18 protein-coding genes are annotated in these 19,925 nt (G+C 28.1%); 11 read left to right on the plus strand and 7 right to left on the minus strand.

Features of this window, described 5'->3' with window-relative positions:
* Nucleotides 1-936: 936 nt before the first annotated feature.
* Complete coding sequence (locus B3603_RS03780) at nucleotides 937-2,892, plus strand: endonuclease MutS2 (protein WP_291560926.1); 1,956 nt, start codon at nucleotides 937-939, stop codon at nucleotides 2,890-2,892.
* A 191-nt stretch (nucleotides 2,893-3,083) separates the two neighbouring features.
* Here the strand turns inward: B3603_RS03780 and B3603_RS03785 are convergent, their stop codons facing one another.
* Nucleotides 3,084-3,851, minus strand: a complete 768-nt coding sequence (locus B3603_RS03785; RefSeq protein WP_291560929.1) for an SDR family NAD(P)-dependent oxidoreductase — start codon at nucleotides 3,849-3,851, stop codon at nucleotides 3,084-3,086.
* 562 nt (nucleotides 3,852-4,413) lie between these two features.
* Here B3603_RS03785 and B3603_RS03790 point away from each other — a divergent pair.
* From B3603_RS03790 to B3603_RS03820, 7 genes are all read left to right on the plus strand, one after another.
* Nucleotides 4,414-6,537 carry an immune inhibitor A domain-containing protein gene (locus B3603_RS03790; RefSeq protein WP_291560932.1) on the plus strand — a complete coding sequence of 708 codons (2,124 nt, stop codon included), beginning with the start codon at nucleotides 4,414-4,416 and terminating at the stop codon, nucleotides 6,535-6,537.
* Between the two features lie 165 nt (nucleotides 6,538-6,702).
* Nucleotides 6,703-7,479 carry a 4,5-DOPA dioxygenase extradiol gene (gene ygiD, locus B3603_RS03795; RefSeq protein ID WP_291560934.1) on the plus strand — a complete coding sequence of 259 codons (777 nt, stop codon included), beginning with the start codon at nucleotides 6,703-6,705 and terminating at the stop codon, nucleotides 7,477-7,479.
* Between the two features lie 198 nt (nucleotides 7,480-7,677).
* On the plus strand, nucleotides 7,678-9,405 hold the full coding sequence (locus tag B3603_RS03800) for an ASKHA domain-containing protein (protein WP_291560936.1): 1,728 nt from the start codon (nucleotides 7,678-7,680) through the stop codon (nucleotides 9,403-9,405).
* A gap of 246 nt (nucleotides 9,406-9,651) precedes the next feature.
* On the plus strand, nucleotides 9,652-10,515 hold the full coding sequence (locus B3603_RS03805; RefSeq protein WP_291560937.1) for a uroporphyrinogen decarboxylase family protein: 864 nt from the start codon (nucleotides 9,652-9,654) through the stop codon (nucleotides 10,513-10,515).
* A 17-nt stretch (nucleotides 10,516-10,532) separates the two neighbouring features.
* Nucleotides 10,533-11,192: a corrinoid protein gene (locus tag B3603_RS03810; RefSeq protein WP_291560939.1), complete on the plus strand. Its 660-nt coding sequence runs from the start codon at nucleotides 10,533-10,535 to the stop codon at nucleotides 11,190-11,192.
* On the plus strand, nucleotides 11,185-12,267 hold the full coding sequence (locus B3603_RS03815) for a uroporphyrinogen decarboxylase family protein (protein WP_291560942.1): 1,083 nt from the start codon (nucleotides 11,185-11,187) through the stop codon (nucleotides 12,265-12,267). The genes B3603_RS03810 and B3603_RS03815 overlap by 8 nt, the downstream gene beginning before the upstream one ends.
* A 14-nt stretch (nucleotides 12,268-12,281) precedes the next feature.
* The gene (locus tag B3603_RS03820) at nucleotides 12,282-13,298 is read left to right on the plus strand and encodes a methylcobamide:CoM methyltransferase MtbA (RefSeq protein ID WP_291560944.1); all 1,017 of its coding nucleotides are present in this window, start codon (nucleotides 12,282-12,284) and stop codon (nucleotides 13,296-13,298) included.
* Nucleotides 13,299-13,379: 81 nt separating this feature from the next.
* Here the strand turns inward: B3603_RS03820 and B3603_RS03825 are convergent, their stop codons facing one another.
* The 5 genes from B3603_RS03825 to trhA form a co-directional block, all read right to left on the minus strand.
* On the minus strand, nucleotides 13,380-13,598 hold the full coding sequence (locus B3603_RS03825; RefSeq protein WP_291560946.1) for a helix-turn-helix domain-containing protein: 219 nt from the start codon (nucleotides 13,596-13,598) through the stop codon (nucleotides 13,380-13,382).
* Between the two features lie 10 nt (nucleotides 13,599-13,608).
* Nucleotides 13,609-14,079, minus strand: a complete 471-nt coding sequence (locus B3603_RS03830) for a DUF2975 domain-containing protein (RefSeq protein ID WP_291560949.1) — start codon at nucleotides 14,077-14,079, stop codon at nucleotides 13,609-13,611.
* Nucleotides 14,080-14,136: 57 nt separating this feature from the next.
* Nucleotides 14,137-14,619 carry a DUF2975 domain-containing protein gene (locus B3603_RS03835; protein WP_291560950.1) on the minus strand — a complete coding sequence of 161 codons (483 nt, stop codon included), beginning with the start codon at nucleotides 14,617-14,619 and terminating at the stop codon, nucleotides 14,137-14,139.
* A 146-nt stretch (nucleotides 14,620-14,765) separates the two neighbouring features.
* The gene (locus B3603_RS03840) at nucleotides 14,766-14,936 is read right to left on the minus strand and encodes a hypothetical protein (RefSeq protein WP_291560952.1); all 171 of its coding nucleotides are present in this window, start codon (nucleotides 14,934-14,936) and stop codon (nucleotides 14,766-14,768) included.
* Between the two features lie 72 nt (nucleotides 14,937-15,008).
* Complete coding sequence (gene trhA, locus B3603_RS03845) at nucleotides 15,009-15,656, minus strand: PAQR family membrane homeostasis protein TrhA (protein ID WP_291560955.1); 648 nt, start codon at nucleotides 15,654-15,656, stop codon at nucleotides 15,009-15,011.
* 456 nt (nucleotides 15,657-16,112) lie between these two features.
* Between trhA and B3603_RS03850 the strand changes: the two genes are divergently transcribed.
* Nucleotides 16,113-16,700 (plus strand): DUF1836 domain-containing protein, encoded by a 588-nt coding sequence (locus B3603_RS03850; RefSeq protein WP_291560957.1) that lies wholly within the window; start codon nucleotides 16,113-16,115, stop codon nucleotides 16,698-16,700.
* A gap of 172 nt (nucleotides 16,701-16,872) precedes the next feature.
* On the opposite strand, the gene B3603_RS03855 is transcribed toward B3603_RS03850, so the two are convergent.
* Nucleotides 16,873-17,667 (minus strand): FlxA-like family protein, encoded by a 795-nt coding sequence (locus tag B3603_RS03855; protein ID WP_291560959.1) that lies wholly within the window; start codon nucleotides 17,665-17,667, stop codon nucleotides 16,873-16,875.
* A gap of 636 nt (nucleotides 17,668-18,303) precedes the next feature.
* On the opposite strand from B3603_RS03855, the gene B3603_RS03860 reads away from it, so the two are divergent.
* Both B3603_RS03860 and B3603_RS03865 read left to right on the plus strand, forming a co-directional pair.
* Nucleotides 18,304-19,257 carry a GTP-binding protein gene (locus B3603_RS03860; protein ID WP_291560962.1) on the plus strand — a complete coding sequence of 318 codons (954 nt, stop codon included), beginning with the start codon at nucleotides 18,304-18,306 and terminating at the stop codon, nucleotides 19,255-19,257.
* A gap of 11 nt (nucleotides 19,258-19,268) precedes the next feature.
* Nucleotides 19,269-19,901 carry a GTP-binding protein gene (locus tag B3603_RS03865; protein ID WP_291560965.1) on the plus strand — a complete coding sequence of 211 codons (633 nt, stop codon included), beginning with the start codon at nucleotides 19,269-19,271 and terminating at the stop codon, nucleotides 19,899-19,901.
* Nucleotides 19,902-19,925: the final 24 nt, after the last annotated feature.

Raw genomic sequence — 19,925 nt, forward strand, 5'->3', positions numbered from 1 at the left:
TTGTGAATTGTGAACTGTGAATTTTGAATTTAGTAGTATTAGTGGCAATACCAATAAGTGTTAATTATTTTCAGGGATAGATCAAATTTAGGGGTGGTATATATAGCTAATTTTACTATATCAAAAAAATACTTATTGAATAGTATAAAAATAAATGATAAAATGGTTTCATAATAAAATGAAGAGGAGATTTTTATGAGTGCGATAGTTCTAAACTAAGTAATTGAATAGTGAGTCTTTAAAAATTTTTAAATTGACCTGTTTTAATAGGTTTATTTGTTGTGAAATTTTTTAGACTTATGCTTAGTAGAACGGGGTTCACATTCTCCTTAATATAGGACATCAATCAGTAAATAAGTAGTCAATATATTAGTGTATTTTATTTCATTATTAATTGTATGATGTAAGGTATGCTGTCTGTATTTTGATTAATTATTTTATTTAAGATGTCTAGCGAGGTAATAATCCGGGCTATTGCTCGGTTTTTTTACGCCATTTTAGAATTAGGTTTCATAAAGAAATTCTATTCATATAAATAATATACTGCTATGAAAAACTATGTCTTGCTATTAGTATATAATTTGTTAGCATTTAATTATATATTTAGTTAAGGTTTTTCAGTTATTGTAGTTATATTTATGAATGATTTTCTTTGTTGTGAATAATTCTAAATATAAAGAGGACGAAATTTTAGGCTATAAGTGAACGTTTGTTTACTTATAGTCTTTTTGCTATAACATTATAAGTTTTAAGGGAAAATTTTTGAAAAAATATATAAGACACTTAAAAGAATCACATTTACTAAGCTAATAGGTATTATAAATATTTTATAACACAGTAAGATTACAAATAGGTTGATAGGACTTATTATTCACAATATAAAGAAGCAAAAAGTTTTAAACGATTAAGAGAAATGAGTAAATGGAGGAATTAAAAGTGAATAATAAAGCAATTGAATTATTAGAATATAACAAAATAAAGGAAGTATTAAAAGGATATGCACTATCAGATATAGCTAAGAAAAGAATTGAAAGATTAGAACCTTATGTGGATATAAATATAATTAGAAAAAATATGATAGAAACCACAGAAGCTAGAGCTATAGTTGATATAAATTCAAGTGTACCAATTCATAGCTTAACTGGTATTAAAGCAGTAAGAGATAAGATTGAAAAAGGAATGATTCTTTCGCCAGAGGATTTGGATATGATTTCTGAACTCCTTAAAGAAGTAAAAAGACTAAAAAGATTTATGTTAGATAAAGAACAGGTTGCACCAACTATAAGCTTATATGCATTATCAACCTCTGAGCTAGGTGGATTAAGAGAGGAAATAGAAAAATCTATTGTAAGGGGGAGAGTAGATGATAGAGCAACCTCTAAATTATATAAAATAAGAAAGAGAATTATAATTTTAGAAGACAAAATTAAAAGTAAATTAGACAGTGTATTGAGAAATGAAAGATATAAAGGATATCTTCAAGATTCCTTAGTAAGCCAAAGAAATGGAAGATATGTTATTCCTATAAAAAGTGAATATAAAAAGGATATGGATGGAAGTATCCATGATAGATCTCAAAGCGGTTCTACAGTTTTCGTTGAGCCAGCAGAGGTTAAGAAAATACAGGATGAATTAGACTTTGAAAAGTTTGAGGAAGAAAAAGAAGTATATAAAATTTTATCCAATTTGACTAACTTTGTTTGTGACAATATAAAGGAAATAAAAGTAAATATAAAGGTTATGAGTAACTATGACTATATTTTCGCAAAAGGGAAATATAGTAAAGCTATAGAAGGAAGAAAAGTAGATTTCAATAATAGAAACTATATAAATATTAAAGATGCTAAGCATCCGTTATTAGGTAAGGATGCTGTTCCGTTAAATTTTGTAGTAGGAGAGGACTATAAAGGAGTAATTATTACAGGACCGAATACAGGAGGAAAGACAGTAGCTTTAAAAACAGTAGGACTACTCACTTTAATGGCTCAGACAGGACTTCATATACCAGTAGCTAAAGGAAGCGAAGTTGGAGTGTTTGCAGAAGTACTAGTAGATATTGGTGATGGTCAAAGTATAGAACAAAATCTTAGTACCTTCTCATCTCATATCAAAAATATAATAAGTATATTAAACTGTGCCGATGAATATAGCTTAGTAATTTTAGATGAGGTTGGATCAGGAACAGATCCTAGTGAGGGCATGGGTATAGCTGTAGCTATACTTGAGGAACTCTACAAAAAGGGAGCAGTAATTTGTGCCACAACTCATTATAGTGAAATAAAGGATTTTGCTCAAAACCATATAGGATTTATAAATGGTTCAATGGAATTTGATATTAATACTCTTAAGCCATTATATAAACTCAATATTGGTAAAGCTGGAGAAAGTAATGCATTTTTAATTGCACTAAGACTTGGCATGGATAAAGATATAATTGAAAGAGCTCATGCTGTAACTTATAAGGAAGAGAAAATTTACTTAGAATATAAGGATCAGAATGAGAATGTAATTAAGAAAGAAAAAGAGTTAACAATTCATCAAGAAAAAGTTGAAAAATTAAAGTCAGCTGATAAAAGAGAAAAGCTTAATGAAATTAAAGATACAAAATTAAGTTTTAATATTGGTGATTGTGTATATATAAGTTTTATGAATAGAACGGGAATAATTTGCGAGGGGGAAAATTCCAAAGGTGAATATGGTGTTATGGTGATGAAAAAGAAAATTAAAATTAATAAAAAGAGATTATCTATTTATATAGATAAAGAAGAACTTTATCCTGAAGAATATGATTTAGACATTGTTTTTAAAAGTAAAGATTACAGAAAAAAAGATAAACTAATGAATAAGAAACATGTAAAAGGGCTTTTGATAGATGCTACTGAAGAAATTTAAAGCTTTGAGCTGATAGGATTAAGTGAGATAATATACAGTATCATATTAAATGTATAAATTGGATAAGTGAAACCTAATTTTATTTATCTACGTAAAATTAATATACTAAATTATTAAGAGTTTAAAGATATAAGGTAATAATTATGCCTTAAAAATATCTTTAAACTCTTATTTTAAGTATTTAGAACATATTAAACTGATGTCAAACCGCCATCTACAAATAATGTTTGACCAGTTGTATAGCTAGAAGCATCTGATGCAAAGTAGATAACTGCACCATCTAACTCATCAGTATTTCCTGGTCTTCCTGCTGGACAAACTGCATTATACATTTTTAAATAGTCTTCACTATATAATGAAGTTTCTGTCATCTCTGTTTTGAAAAGACTAGGTCCAATTCCATTTACAGTTATTCCATGTTGAATTAGGGAAGTTCCCATACCTCTTGTTAAATTGATTACTGCACCTTTTGACGCATTGTATGCATGAAGAGGAGCATTTTTGCTACCTATAAGTCCACAAACAGAAGCAACATTAACTATTTTTCCGTATTTTCTTTCCTTCATATGTTTTACAACATGTTTAGACATTAAAAATGCACCTTTAACATTAGCATCCATAACTCTATCCCATTCAGCCTCTTCTATATTTTCTACAGAACCTGCAGATGCTACTCCAGCATTGTTAATCAATATATCAATCTTACCAAATTTATCAATAATAGCAGCTACTGCTTTAATTACATCTTCTTCTCTCGTAACATCACATTTCACTGGGAAGGCTTTTCCGCCCATAGCTTCAATTTCTTTAGATAAACCTTCTAATTTTTCATATCTCCTTGCAAGTATTGCCACGCTAGCGCCTTGATCTGCAAAAGTTTTAGCAAGTTGAACTCCTATTCCACTAGAAGCCCCAGTTATAATTGCCACCTTACCTGTTAAATCAAATAAATTTCTCATCGCAACATCTCCTTAATCTTTAATAAAATTTTTATAAAATTATTATACATCATTATTATTAAAAGTCATACTTTATTTGTGAATAAGATGAAAATATTATTGAACCTATTTTTATTAAAATATCTCTTTTCTGTAATATACTAATATACTCATGGTGTAAATTACGCTGAGATTATTTATAACTTTCAATTTGGCTAAAGTTCATGAGGAGAGTGCCTAAATATTATCGTATTTTTCCAATTTTAAAATAACTAATCTCTGTATAAACTTTGTTTTGTAAGAGTTGGGCCTACGTCAAAGTTATTTCCACCTAGAGCATCTATTACTTATCCAATATTTTCGCAAGTGGTATTTAGAAAGTTATGTTTTAAAAATATAAGTTAACAATATATTATTACAAATTACTATAGAAGAAAAATTTCTATAAAAAAGTTAAATCTTCATATGAAGTATTATGAATAAATGATAAAATATACCAATAATATGTCGTGATATATCTATATTAGGTATTTTTAAAGCTATAAATAAATTTGTAAAAAACTGAGTTATGGGGGAAAGATTAATGAAGGGTAATATGTTAATAAGAAGTTTTTTGATATTAGTAATTGTAATAGGACTAGTTAGTAATAATACATATGCTTATCAAGCTGCATCATCAGTTATCAATAAAGAAAATATCACTGAAAATATAGAAAGTAAATTAAAAACAAATATTAATTTCGGTGATAGTGTACAACCTATAAAATTACAGGGAACTTGGAATGGTAAAAAAACCACAGTAAAACCTTTAGTAATATTAATGGAATTTCCTGATTACACACATGAAGATATAAATAAGGAGGAAACACCGAGAGACTTTAAAGATTGGTCTAAAAAACACTATGAAGATATGATATTTGGAGATAAAACTTATATAGGGCCCAAAGGTGAAGAACTTTTTACTATGAAGCAATATTATAATGAGCAATCAGGAGGGAGCTTTAATATAGAAGGTGGAGTAGCTGGTTGGTATAAAGCAAAGCATAGTGCAGAGTATTATGGAAAACCATATAGAAATGTTAGAGATAGTAATGTTACTTCCTTAATAAGAGAAGCTTTTGATAATGTTTGTAATGATAAAAATATTGATTTAAGTGAATATGATATAAAGGATCCTCTAGATATGGATGAAGATGGAGATTATGATGAACCAGATGGAATAATTGATTATCTAATTGTTATACATGCAGGAAAAGGTGAAGAAGTAGATGGAGGAACATTAGGAGAAAATGCTATTTGGTCTCATAGAAATGCTATCAGTGAATATGCACCATATATGAAGAAAGATATTAATAGAAATTTAATTGGTATTTATGATTATATGATAGTTCCACAGGATGCAGGAATAGGAGTTTTAGCTCATGAATATGGACATGTACTGGGGCTTCCAGATGAATATAATGTAACAGATAATGGAGGAGATAATCCTGTTGGATATTGGTCTATTATGGCAAGTGGTAGTTGGGCTGGAATAAGTGCTGGAGCTGAGCCTACTGGATTTAGCCCTTGGTGCAAAAAATATTTACAAGATGAGTATGGCGGTAATTGGGTTAAGGAAACTAGGCTAAAGTTAGAGGAGATAGATGAAAAGGGATTAGATTTTCTTTTAGATGAAGCAAGCAAAAAAGGGGAAAACACTCAATTAATTAGAATAGATTTACCTAAACAAAATGCCTATGATAGAAATGAAAAGAATAAATATTATCTTATTGAGTGGCGTAATCATCAAGGAACAGATAGAGGATTGTCATCTACAGAGGGGGGGCAAGTATTTTATGATCCAGGTCTTCTAATATGGTATGTAGATGAAAGTTATTTAGAAAAGGATAAATTTGGATATTTGACAGGAAATAAAGATAATGATGTTAAAATACATCCAGGATATAGTTTTATAGGAGTAGTAGATAGTGATCAACATTTAATAATATGGAGTGACGCTAATACTGGTGAAGAGGCTGAAAAGGCTTCATCAACTTATCATGTGCACGATGCTGCTTTTAGTTTAAAAAAGGGTAAAAAATTCTTTGTAAATAATATAAAGAATAAACCAGATAAAACCACTTTAGACAATATTATTTTTATGAACTCTATATTTGACGATAGTAAAGATTATTCCAATAAAGAAGTAAAAGAAGCTGGCAGAATACTTCCACAGTATGGACTTAAAGTTTATGTGACAGGGGAGAGTAAAGATAGAACTGTGGGGAAAATTCATATAGTTAGGAAAAAGGGAGATAATAATTTTACTGAAAGGAAGATATTGAGAGACGATATAACTTCTAATTTTATTCAGAATATATCATTAGATAAAAAAGTATTTAAATCAGGAGAAACTGTAACAGTTACATTAGAAACAAATATAGATAATCTAGATAAGGAAGCAGTTTTATGTTATGTAAATAATACTGAAGGAATTGAAGAGGAAAAAAAGATTGATTTGTGCTTAATTAAAGGTAAATATGTAGGAAAATTAAATATTGAAGATAATTTCAAATTAGGAAATTGGAAGCCAAGATATATTATTTTACAGGATAGAGAAGAGAGGGTAGAAATAATATATAATGTAGATTATGAAAACATTATTGGAAATTCTGCTAATAAAGAAAATTTAACTGATGGAGAATTTAATGTTATTTCTAAATCTTAAATAGTATGAAAAACACTTTATATGCAGATTTAAAGAACATTACTGAGTATAATTATTATTTAAATTAGATTGATTAATATTATATACAAATTTATATACAATCTCTTGAATTTTATACTTAAGTATTTGGAAATAATAATTATATAAACTTAGGAGGTGAATTTTATGATAAATAGATTACCCGCTCTATTTATTGCACATGGAAGTCCTATGAATGCAATATTAAACAATTCATATACTGAATCACTTGAAGAATTAGGAAAGTATATGGAAAGGCCAGAGGCTATTATGGTTATTTCAGCTCATTGGGAAACAAAGGGAACTTTTATTACCTACGATGATAAGCCAAAACAAATTTATGATTTTTATGGTTTTCCAGAAGAATTATATAATATAAAATACAATCCCAAAGGTGGAAAAGCTTATGTCGATATGGTTGTTGAAGAGTTGAAAGATGAAGATATTAAAAGAACCAATGAATGGGGACTAGATCATGGAGCTTGGGGAGTACTTACTCATATATATCCTAATGCAGATATACCTGTATTTCAATTGAGTTTAAACTTATTGGGTGATGAGACATATCACTATAATTTAGGTAAAAAATTATATAAGTTAAGAGAAAAAGGAATATTGATAATAGGTAGTGGAAATATTGTCCATAATCTAAGGATGATTAATTATGATATGTACTCAAAACCCTTTGATTGGGCTATTGAATTTGACGAGTACATTGCAAGGGCTATAAAAAATAAAAATCATAAAGAGTTAATAGAATATAATCAAATGGGCATGGCTGCTAAGTTATCGGTTCCAACAAAGGAACACTATCTGCCATTATTATATATTGTAGCTATGCAACAAGAAAATGATGAAGTTAAATTTATACATGAATCTATACAAAATGGCTCTATGTCAATGAGAACCATGCAAATAGGATAAAGAAGTTTTGTAATAATAGTATTTTAAAAATAAAAAACATACTCATTTATGTACGTTAAGTGAGTATGTTTTTTATTTATAGTATTATTATAAAATTCTATAGAACTTAGCAGTTATATTACATTATAGTATATTCATTGTATAGAGATAAGTTTGAAAATACAATAATAGATGAAAAGCTTTTAGAGGGAGGAGAATATGCACAAAGTTTACTTTAATCAATATGATAAAGAAATCCATGTAGAGAATGGAAGTCTACTTATAGATGTTATACGAAAAAATGGCTTTAAGTTGGAAACACCTTGTAATTCTAAGGGGATATGTGGAAAATGCAAGGTAAAAATATATGGAATAAAATCGGAACCTAAAGATGAAGAAAAAAAGTTTTTAACAAATGCTAATGAAAGATTAGCTTGCATTACTAAAATAGAAGAAGATATTACAGTAGAGTTTTTGACAAATGAAAAAGAGGATTTGAAGACTATAAATGAAGGTTATTCTATAGATGTAGATATAAATAGTAGATTACAGAAGAGAAAATTTCAAAATATAAAAAAAGCTGAATACAAATGTTCCGTGGAATGTACAAGTTTTAATATAAAAGATATGGATATTATAAAAAGGATAGGAGACCTTAGAAAATATCAAGAAGAAAATCTTTATGTTGTAACTTTTGAAGATACCATTATAGATTTATTTAATGAAAATAAAAATATACTAGGTATAGCTTTAGATATAGGTACTACAGGGATATCTTCATATCTTTTAGATTTAGAAAATGGGAATATACTTAATAAAGCTTCTACTTTAAATCCTCAAACTACCTTTGGAGGAGATGTTATTTCTAGAATAAGTTTTACTATGCAGGAAGAGAATGGATTAGACAAGCTTCAGGAAGTAATAATAGAAAAAATAAATGAACTTATAGAAGAATTAATAGGTAAAAAATTTAATAGAGATGATATATACAATTTAAATATAGCAGCTAATACTACAATGTTACATATATTAGCAGGGGTAAATCCAGAATCTATAGCAAAAGCACCTTATAAGGCAACGTTTTTAGATAAGATTGATTTAAGACCTAAAGAATTAAATATTGATATTAATCCTAAAGGGATAATTACTTTATTACCTTCTATATCTTCTTATGTTGGAGCAGATATTGTAGCTGGCATAGTAGCTATAGATATAAGTAAGTATCAATCTGTAATATTTATAGATATTGGTACTAATGGTGAGATGGTTTTACTTAAGGATGGCAAGCTCTACTCAACATCTACTGCCGCAGGTCCTGCACTTGAAGGAATGAATATAAGTTGTGGTATGAGAGCGGAAAGTGGAGCTATAGAGAAATTTGAGTTAGATAAAAACTTTAATGTAAGCTATTCTACCATAGGAGAAACTAAGGCAAGAGGGATATGCGGAAGTGGGCTTTTAGATATAACTTCTAATCTTATAAAAACAGGAATATTAGAACCAAGCGGAAGATTTTCGAAAACCCTTCCAGAAAATATAAAAGAAAAATTTAGAGATAAGAAATTTTATATAACAGAAGATATATATATTTCTCAAAAGGATATAAGACAAATACAATTAGCTAAGGGAGCCATAGCTTCGGGAATAACTATGCTTTTAAAAGAAGTAGATGATTCCATAGAAAATATAGACCATGCCATCATAGCTGGTTCTTTTGGCTATCATCTTAAAGAGGAAAGTATAAGAACTATAGGTATAATACCTAATGGTTTTAAAGGAGATATAAAGTTTGTAGGAAACTCTTCTGTAGAAGGAGCAAAATTATCATTACTAAATAAAGACAAGCTTTTAGAAATGATGGACATAAAAGATAGAGTAGAAGTAGTGGATTTAAGTAGCAAAGATTATTTTCAAAAGTATTTTATAGAAGCTTTGAATTTTAATTAGACTGCTAAAATTCAATTCGCAATTCACGATTCACAATTTAGAATTTCTCAGTTATTCCTGAGAAATTCTAAATTGATTCTGTAGCGGGGAACAGTGTCAGGCACATAGCTAGCAATTACATTGCTAATTAAAAATCTGTTAAAGAAATTATTTTGTCTAAAAATAATTTCCTCCTTAATTGTCCATTGTCAATCGTCAATTGTCCACTGTATAAATTGTGCATTAAAACATAAGGAGGTGTTATAATTGAACAAATTTAAATGCTCAGGAGATGATAATGAGCATATACCTGAGGAAATTTTACACTTAGGAATAAGTTTTCCAGAGGCATATAGTGAGAAGAGAGCTATGACAAGGCTATCAAAAGAACTTAAAATTTATAAAAAAGATAATATATGTTTTTTACCATTTTGTATGACTGTATTACCGGAGGCATTTGGAGCAAAGGTAAATTTAGGAGATCATAAATATCTTCCAAGAGTTAAGGAATATGCCATAAATTCACTAGATGAAATAGATAATTTAAATACAATTAATTTTAGTTTAGGTAGGGTAAAGGAAGTACTAGACAGTATAGAAGAACTTAAAGCTCAAAATTCATATGTGGCATTAAAAGTAGAAGGAACCTTTACGGTTATAACTTCTATAATGGAACCAAGAATTTTTTATAAGCTATTAAGGAAAGATGAGCATAAGGCTTTAGAAATAATAGAAAAGGTAGAGCAGGGAATTTTAGAATATATAAAAGAAGGCGTTAAAAGAGGAGTTAATATAATATCCTATGGAGATTCAAGTGGAGTAGAGTCTATCGTAGGTAAAAATATATACTTAAATTATAGTGGTAAAAGTACTTGTAATATAATCAGAAATTTTCAACAAGTTATTGATAATAGTTTAATTCATGTATGTGGATTAACATCTTCAAGTTTATATAATAATGATTTAATTACTTTTAATCCTATAAAATATGATAATAATCTAACTTATGGAGAAGGACTAATAAATATATTAAATGAGAGAAATTCTATTAAGGCCTTAGGGGGAAGATGTATAAAAAATACTAATAAGTTACTAAATGAACCTTTAGCATATGAGATAATTTTAAAATAAAGAAGGGATGAGAAACTATGTATGATGGAGATTTAATACTTGATCTAAAACAAAGTGTAGTTGATATGGAGGAGGATGAAACTAAAGTCTTAGCAGAAAAGTGCATAGAAGATGAAATGGATCCTTTTAAAGCAATAAATGAAGGACTAGCTATGGGAATGCAGGAAGCAGGAAAATTATATGAAGAAGGAGAGTACTACATACCGGAACTTTTAATGTGTTCTGATGCTATGTATGTAGGTCTTGACGTTTTAAGGCCACATCTGAAAAGTGAAAGTAGTGACAATAATTTAAGAGCAGTAGTTGGAGTAGTGGAAGGCGATACTCATGATATAGGTAAAAATCTCTTTAAGATAATGCTAGAAACTAACGGCTTTGAAGTATTAGATTTAGGTAGAGATGTACCTCCTATAGAATTTGTAAACAAAGCTAAAAATTTTAATGCCAATTTAGTAGGAATGTCTACTCTTATGACCACTACTATGGATAATATGCAAGTAGTTATAGATTTGTTAAAGAAGGAAGGAATAAGGGAAGATGTAGTGGTTATGGTAGGTGGAGGTCCTATATCACAAAATTTTGCAGATAAAATAGGCGCTGATGCTTATGCTCCAGAAGCTTCTAGAGCTGCTAGAATTGCAAAAAATCTTGTGAATGGGAAAGTTTTAAATGTATAAAGATAAAATGACAGCGCTAGAAAGAGCTATTGCATTATCTAAGGGTCAGGAGGTAGATAGAATTCAATGTAATCCTAATCTTTCTAATGGTATAGCAAGAATATCAGGATGTAAAATTTCAGAATTCAATCATAACTCAAAGGCATTAGCAGATGCAGTAATAGCTACTTATAATAGATTTGGTGGAGATGGCGCTAAGATTTTTACAGATTTATTTATACTTTCAGAAGCTATGGGAGCAAAAATGAAATATCCTGAAGATGGTACGGTGGATCTTTTAGAACCAGCAATAAATAAGGTAGAGGATATAGAAAATTTAAATATAGTTAATCCTTATAAAGATGGTAGATTAGCTATTCAAATAGAAGCAATGAAAATAGTTAAAGATAGAATTGGGAAAGAGGTACCTGTTAGTACATTAATTGTAGGACCTTTTACTAGTGCTTTTTTTCTCATAGGTGTAAAAGAAATGACTAGACTCATGATAAAAAATCCTGATGCTGTTCATAAATTATGCAAAATATCTTTAGAAAGCTGCTTGAGATTTACAGAAGAGGCTATTAAACAAGGGGTAGGTGTTACTATTGCAGAACCTATGTCATCTTGTACTGTTATAAGTCCTAAACATTTTAGAGAGTATGCATATCCTTACATTAAAACCTTTAGTAAATTTATAAAGGAAAGATGCGGAGGAGTATCCATACATATTTGTGGACAAACTGAAGATATTTGGGAGGGTTTAGCACAGATGGGTATGGATGGTGTTAGTATAGATAATGTAGCTAGCCTTAGAAATTGTGTCAATAATGTTGGACATAGAATGAAGGTAATGGGAAATATCGATCCTTCTAGCATAATGTATTCTGGTAGCAGAGAAGATGTTAGGAAAGCGGTATTGAATTCCATAAAAATTGCACATAAAAATCCTAAAGGTTATATGGTAATGCCTGGCTGTGGGCTGCCTGTAGAGACTCCAGTAGAAAATATAGATGCTATGATGGATGCTGCTAGAGAGATAGGATGGCCTATAGATGAGGAAAAAATAGATTATCTTTTAAGTATAGATAGATATTAAAGGGGTAAAGCTAAATGTTAACGTCAAAAGAGAGATTATTTAAAGTATTAAAAAATGAAAAAGTAGACAGACCACCTTGTATATGCCCTGGTGGAATGATGAATATGATAATAGAAGATTTGATGGATATAACAGAAATAAAGTGGCCAGATGCTCATACTAATCCAAAATTAATGGCAAACTTAGCATATAGTATGTATGAAAATGGAGGATTTGAAAACTGCGGAGTTCCGTTTTGCATGACTGTAGAGGCAGAATCTATGGGAGCAGGAGTTTCTCTAGGAGATAAGACTACAGAACCTAGGGTAACAGACTATGTTATTAATTCTGTTACTGAATATGAAAAATTGAAAAATATAGATTCTAATTCTGGAAGAACAAAAGTAGTGATAGATGCTATAAAGATTCTTTCAGAAAGGAATTTAGAAATACCAATCGTAGCCAATATAACAGGCCCTATAAGTTTAGCTTCTTCAATTATGGATCCTATAGTTTTTTATAAGGAACTAGTAAGAAAGAAAGAAGAAGCTCATAAATATATGGAGGTAATTGCTGAAAATTTAATAAGTTTTGGTAAAGCTCAACTTGAGGCTGGAGCAGAAATACTTGCAATATCAGACCCAAGCGGTACTGGTGAAATATTAGGGCCAAAGTTGTTTAACGAATTTGCAATACCGTATATAAATAAAATAGTTGAAGCTTTAAAACCATACGCTAAAGGTGGAATAATAGTTCACATATGTGGAAAATTAAAAAGTGTTTATGAAAACTTACAAAACCTAAAATGCGATGCTATAAGTTTCGATTCAATAACCAGTGTGAAAGAGGTTAAACAAAACGTTAAGGGAAAAGCAATAATGGGAAATGTAAGTACTCTTACTCTATTTAATGGAGAATGTGACTTAATAAAAAATATATCCAGTCATTGTATAAAAAATGGAGTGGACATATTGTCACCTGCCTGTGGGTTAGGAATAACTACGCCGCTTAAAAATATTAAGACTATGGTAGAAGTAGCAAAAGAAAGTTAAATATCCAAAGTAATCTAAAATATTATTTAAACCACATAAAAGGTGTTAGCTTAATTCTCTAACACCTTTTTACTTTTAAAATTAATCCTCGCTTTCATCTTCTACATATTCCAATAGATCTCCAGGCTGACATTCTAATACTTTGCATATAGCTTCAAGAGTAGAAAAACGTATAGCCTTGGCTTTGTTTGTTTTTAAAATAGAAAGATTAGCTTGAGTTATCCCAATTTTGGCTGCTAAATCTTGAGAACTAATCTTCCGTTTTGCCATCATAACATCTAAATTTACTATAATAGGCATATAAATCCTCCTAAATGGTCAAATCATTTTCTTCTTTTGTTAAAAAAGCAAGTTTAAAAATCTCAGATAATACATAAGATAATAATCCGAAAATTAAAAATGCAAAGGAACTTGGTTTTAAAGAACCATACTTAGTAGATATAAGTTGAAGATTTCCTTGATATGGAGTTGGATAGGTTATAGCTGCATAAAAAATAGAAAAAATTAGGGATAATAGTCCAATATGTCTAAAGTAATGACTATTTTTTATATTGAAACAATCACCATTTCTTATGTTTTTTACAACAAGTTTTAATTTGTATGCAACTACTGTTGAAATCAAACTAAAAGCTAAAAAGCCTAAAGCAAGAAAAAAGTCTAGCATAGCTAAATGATTAAGAGCAAAAATTACATTGAAGATCATTGAAAAACTCGCAAGAGAACCAATTACAAAAATTATACTTAATATTATTGTTAATACAGTTAAACTTCTTTTATTCATAGAATTATCTCCTTATTTAAATTTTTTAGTTATTTACTTTAATTACTAAACTTTATTTTAAATAGTTAAATCATTTTCTTCTTTTGTCGAAAGAGCAATCTTAAAGGCTTCAGCTAATACATAAGAGAATGTACCAAATATTAAGAATACCATACTAAGCATTTTAAGAGAGCCGTATTGGCTAAGTATGATATTTGGAAATAGTAAAGATAAGATTTGATAGATAATAAAAGAGCATGTAGAAAACAATCCTATAGATTTAAAAGCACGAATATTTTCGAGGTTAAAAAAATCTTCTTTTTTAAAGTTTTTTGTGATAACCTTCATTTTATACATAATCAATGTTGAAATTATGATAAATATTGAATCTGGAAAAAAATCTAAATATTCTTGTATATTCATAGAAACTAAAGAATGAATAAAAATAATACAAAATGAAAGTGTAAAAAGGCAGCCTAGTGCAAAAAAACAATTTAAAATAATTGTTAATGATGTTAGTGGTTCTGTTTTTGTTAATATTTTTGAGATTTTTTTATTCATAATTCTCACCCCTCAAAAATATAATATCAAATTTTTTATTGTTTATCAATAAAAATATATTATAGTATGATAAAAATATATTGAAAAATAGATATTTATAAGAAAAGAAAAAGTATATAATAAAAAAAGCATGGTTACCATGCTTTTTAATAATATTCTTTTCCTCTTTCTTTAGAATGATCTTTGCTATTGGCATAACTGCCTATTTTTTTACCATCAATTATCCCAATATCAGCACCATCTTTAGGGTACATTTTTCTAAGTTCTGCGTTAGATTTTTCTCTATCTTTGATGCGGTTTTTATTATTATCAGACATGTAAATACCTCCTTATATAATTACTACAATGTTAATTTAACCTATATATAAAGGAGGTATTCATAAAATTTTTTAGATGATGTATTTAAAAACTAAAATATAATGGGCTAAGCTGCCTAAGAGAACAAATATGTGGAATATTTCATGAGCACCAAAGGTTCTCTTTTTGCCCTTTTTCTCTAAGCAGTAAATAACTGCTCCTACAGTATAAAGTATTCCACCTAAAATTAATAATGCCATACCTTGAAATGGTAATACTTTAGATAGTGGTGAAAATGCAGCAAGAGCAAGCCAACCTAAGCCTACGTAAAAGCTAGAAGACAACCATTTTGGACAATCAATCCAAAAGAATTTGAATACAATTCCTATTAGAGCTAATAGCCATACGCAAATAAATAATCCCCATCTCCAATAAGATTCTAAAGCAATGAGGCATATAGGTGTATAGGTTCCTGCAATCAGTACAAAAATCATAGAATGATCTAATTTTCTTAACATTTTAATTACACCTTCTGAAGAAACTGCTAAATGATATACAGTACTAGCTGTATATAAAAATATTAAGCTAAGACCAAAAATGACAACTCCTATCATACCTAATATGGAATTTTGTCCGATATAAATTTCTTTATAAATTAGTGCTATTAGACCAACTAATGAAACTAAAGCACCAAATAGATGAGTAAAACCACTTACAGGCTCTCTAAAATTCTTTGACATGATGTACCTCCTAATTAAAACTATCGCACGTAGTTTTCAAAACTATGTTATGTATATATTATACTATAAAATCGTAAAAGTAAACATACAATTTTAAAAAAATAAATTCATTTTAGTAAATATTTTCTAGATTTCTTCATTGCTATAAAAGGAAAGATATATTATAATAACTAAAAAATTATTAATATTAATACTTAGGCATTTTTAAAAAAATAATAGACCAGTATATTAGCCTAGTTTCCATCATACTGCGTCGTCGGAACTTGCTTATAGCGCTACTATGAGTAGACCGTAGCTCCTTGTTTGATGTAAAATAGATTTTGCATCTTTAACTAGCTATTTTATTTCATATGCCTAAAATATACTAACATCTTTGGAGTATTATTTTATTTCACATACCTTATTATTTCTATATAAAAATAAACTAAACATAAATTTCATAAAAGGGAGAAAAACATGGATTATAATAGAGAAGATATATTAAAATTACTGGAGGAATTAAATCTTAATGAGCATATTGAACCTAAAGAAATACCATCAATTGATTTATATATGGATCAAGTTATAACATTATTTGAAAGTAATTTATCTAATTCAAAACGATATGATGAAGATAAACTTTTAACTAAAACTATGATAAATAACTACACAAAAGATAAGCTTTTAATCCCAGCTAAAAAGAAAAAGTATTCTAAAAATCATATAATATTAATGATTCTTATATATAATTTAAAGCAAAATTTAAGTATTTTAGATATAAAATCGCTGTTTAATGATATGGTGGTTAATTTGCAGCAAGAAGATGGGGAAAAGATTAATCTAGAAGAAATCTATAAAAAGTTTTTACATATAAAAAATCTTCAGACTGTTGAAGCAGAAGACCAAATAAATAGCTTAATTTCAAAAGTTGAAGAGCAGCTATCTGATAAAGATGATGATGGGTATGAAAAGCTTTTAATAACTGTACTTTGTTTAATAAATAGCGCTAATATACAAAAACGATTAGCAGAAAAAATAATAGATAAATATTTTAGACATATTTAAAAAAATAAATTAGCGTATTATTCTATTTCATACCATACTGTATTGCTAGAACCAGCCTATAGCACCACTATAAACTGAACCTGACACATTGTATGATATAAAATATGCTACATCTTTGAGTTGTTATTTTCTTTCAGAGGCTAAAATAAAACCTGTAATTATTTTACAGGTTTTATTTAATTAAAGAATTAACTTTAAACTCTGCGTAATCCTCTACTATATTTTCTAGCTTTTTAATATGTTGGATTTGTGCTTCTTTAAGTTTCTTTTTTCTTATATCTCTATCTTTTCTTTCTTCTATTCTTTTATTTCTATCAGCATCATTACTTATGTCTTTTTTATTTGCTTCTTCTATAGCGTCATTTAAATGCTGATTTATATTTTCAGCTTTTCCTATAACTTTATCGTTTATTTTTTCTAATCTATTTTCAAGTTTAGAAACACTTTCAAGTTTTCCACTATATTTATCAAATAATTGAGAATCTTTATTTTTTATTGCCTTTTCTATATTTTCATCTTTTATATCATTATCTTTTTTCTTAGATGAATTTACCTCAGTCTTAAGTATATTTATTTCTCTTCTAAGTGAGCTCTTAGCACTATTCATAATAGTAGCATGTTTATGCATATTACTAGCGTTGATTAGGCTGTTTGTAATAATACTTTCTTTACTTTCATTTTTTCCGCTGACTATTAAATCGTCTTTAGGCATCATACTTTCTATGTCAATTTTTTGAGACTCTTTTAGTTTTTCTATTTGTTTTTTCTGAATTTCCTTGTCAATATCTTGAATTTGGTTATTTATTTCTTTAATTTTTTCCATATCTAAAGAGTTATTCCCTTTATCTAATGAAAGTTGCTGCATAAGGGTAGTTTTTTGATCTTCTAAGGTTTTAATTTCACTATCAATAGGGGATGAAGATTTAGTTGCGGATGTAAAAATTTTATCTAATCCTTTTATGTTCATATTGTAACCACTCCAATTAATTCTTTTTCATATTACTTATCGTAAAAGTTTTCAATAACTTTAATAAAAGAGTTATATTTTGGAAGTGAGCTTTACATTTATATTTTATTTGGAAAATGAAGGAGAAACTTTACTAATAAAAGGTATAGATTTCTATGAATAAATATATATTTTAATATAAGGTATCTTAAAAAAATAATCTAACAGGCTAGTTTATTTTCTATTATAGATAAACTACTTTAAAAAATAATGTATAGCTAAACTTTAATTGATTGAGAATTGAAAGTGGACAATTGACAATGCGATGGAAATTGGTTTTAATCAAACTAATTTCTTTAATAGATTTTTAAATAAAAGTGATTGTGCCACTTTAAAAAAGAAATCAATTGAAAACTTCTCTTATAAAAGAGAAGTATCAATAATNNTGTAAACTTAAATAATTTAATAGCACAATTTTATGAATTCGTGGATTAAATTTGGAACTGGTATATTTATATATGCTCTCTTATCAGAAAACACCATAGCACCACTATTAGTGGAAAACAACGGCTTATAGAATAGAAAAGAGAGGAACATTTTTAACTTGTTATTTTATTTCGGATATCTAAGAAAATTTTTATATGAGGAGAGAGTTAAATGACTATAAAAGTAGATATATTTTCAGGTTTTTTAGGTGCAGGAAAGACTATGTTAATTAAAAAGCTAGTTAGTGAGAGTTTATATAAAGAAAAAATAGTGATTATTGAAAATGAATTTGGTGAAGTTGGAATTGATGGAACTATATTAAGAAAAGCTAATATTGAAGTTAAAGAAATAAATGCAGGATGTATTTGTTGTAATATATCAGGAGATTTTAAAAAGGCACTTGTAGAAGTTTGTAGCAAATTTAATCCAAATAGGGTGATAATTGAACCATCAGGAGTAGGTAAGCTTTCGGAAATAATTTCAATAATTAATTCTAAGGAATTAAAGAACATTGCGAAAATAAATATGATTATAACTGTAATTGATGTATTTAAATACAAGATGTATGTAGAAAACTTTGGGAAGGTATATAAAGATCAAATTCAAAATGGAAGAACTTTAGTTTTAAGCAGAACAGGTCAGGCAGAAGAAAACTTAATAAACTCAATATTAAAAGGTATAAATACTATTAATCCAAAAGCTACTATAATAACTACACCATGGGAGAAATTAAGAGGAGAAAGAATAGTAGAGATTAGTGAAAAAACTATTGAGAATAATTTAAAAGAAATAGATTTAATTACTAAACCAACAAAAGGTATAAAAGCTATAAATAAAAATTTCCATTCAGCCTATGATACCTTTGAAAGCTTTGGAACTATAACTGCAAGGAAGTTTAGAGAAAGTGAGTTATTGAGTTTATTAAAAAAATTAGATGATGAAAACTATGGACAAGTATTAAGAGCTAAAGGAATTTTAGAACTTGAAAATAATAAGTGGATTCAGTTTGATTATGTACCTGAAGAATTACAAATTAGAAATACTACTCCAGATTTTTCAGGGAGGTTATGTATTATAGGAGCTAATTTAAAAAAAGAAAACTTAAAAAAACTATTTAAACTTTAGTAGGTGAAAATATGTTAAAAACCAATATTGAAATAGTAACAGGGTTTATTTCATCAGGGAAAACTAATTTTATAAATGCACTGCTTTGTAGTACTTTAATGAGTAGTGAAAAAGTAATAGTAATTCAATGTGAAAAAGGTAATAGTGCTATTAAGGAAGAGTTCTTAAAAAATAAAAATTTGAGGATAAGACAAATAGAGTTTGATGATTTAAAGGAAGAACTATTAATAAAATATATTAAAGGGTTTAAGCCATATAGAATAATAATTGAACATAATAGTATGGAGAATATAAGCTCTTTAATTGGAAAGTTAAATTCCAAAAAGCTTTCTAAAATAAGTAGTGTTACCACTATATTTAATATAATAGATGGTAGAAACTTTTTATTATACTTGTATAATATGGAAGGGGTCATTGTTCCAACTTTAGAAAGGGCAAACCTAATAATTATTAACAATATAGGAGAATTAGGTGAAGATGAAAAGAAAAAATTGTTAGCTGCTATAGAAAGAATAAATAATCATGGATTTATATTGCCAGTTAATGAAAGTGAGGATCTTAAAAAAGAATTAGAGAATTTTAGTAAATTGGATAGAGGAATCACTAAAAAAATATCATTATTTTTAAAGAATAAAGGCTATTAGTTCCATAATCTATAAGGAGTAAGA

The sequence above is a fragment of the Clostridium sp. UBA2485 genome (assembly GCF_002341865.1).
In the GTDB taxonomy this organism is placed as follows: Bacteria; Bacillota; Clostridia; order Clostridiales; family Clostridiaceae; genus Clostridium_J.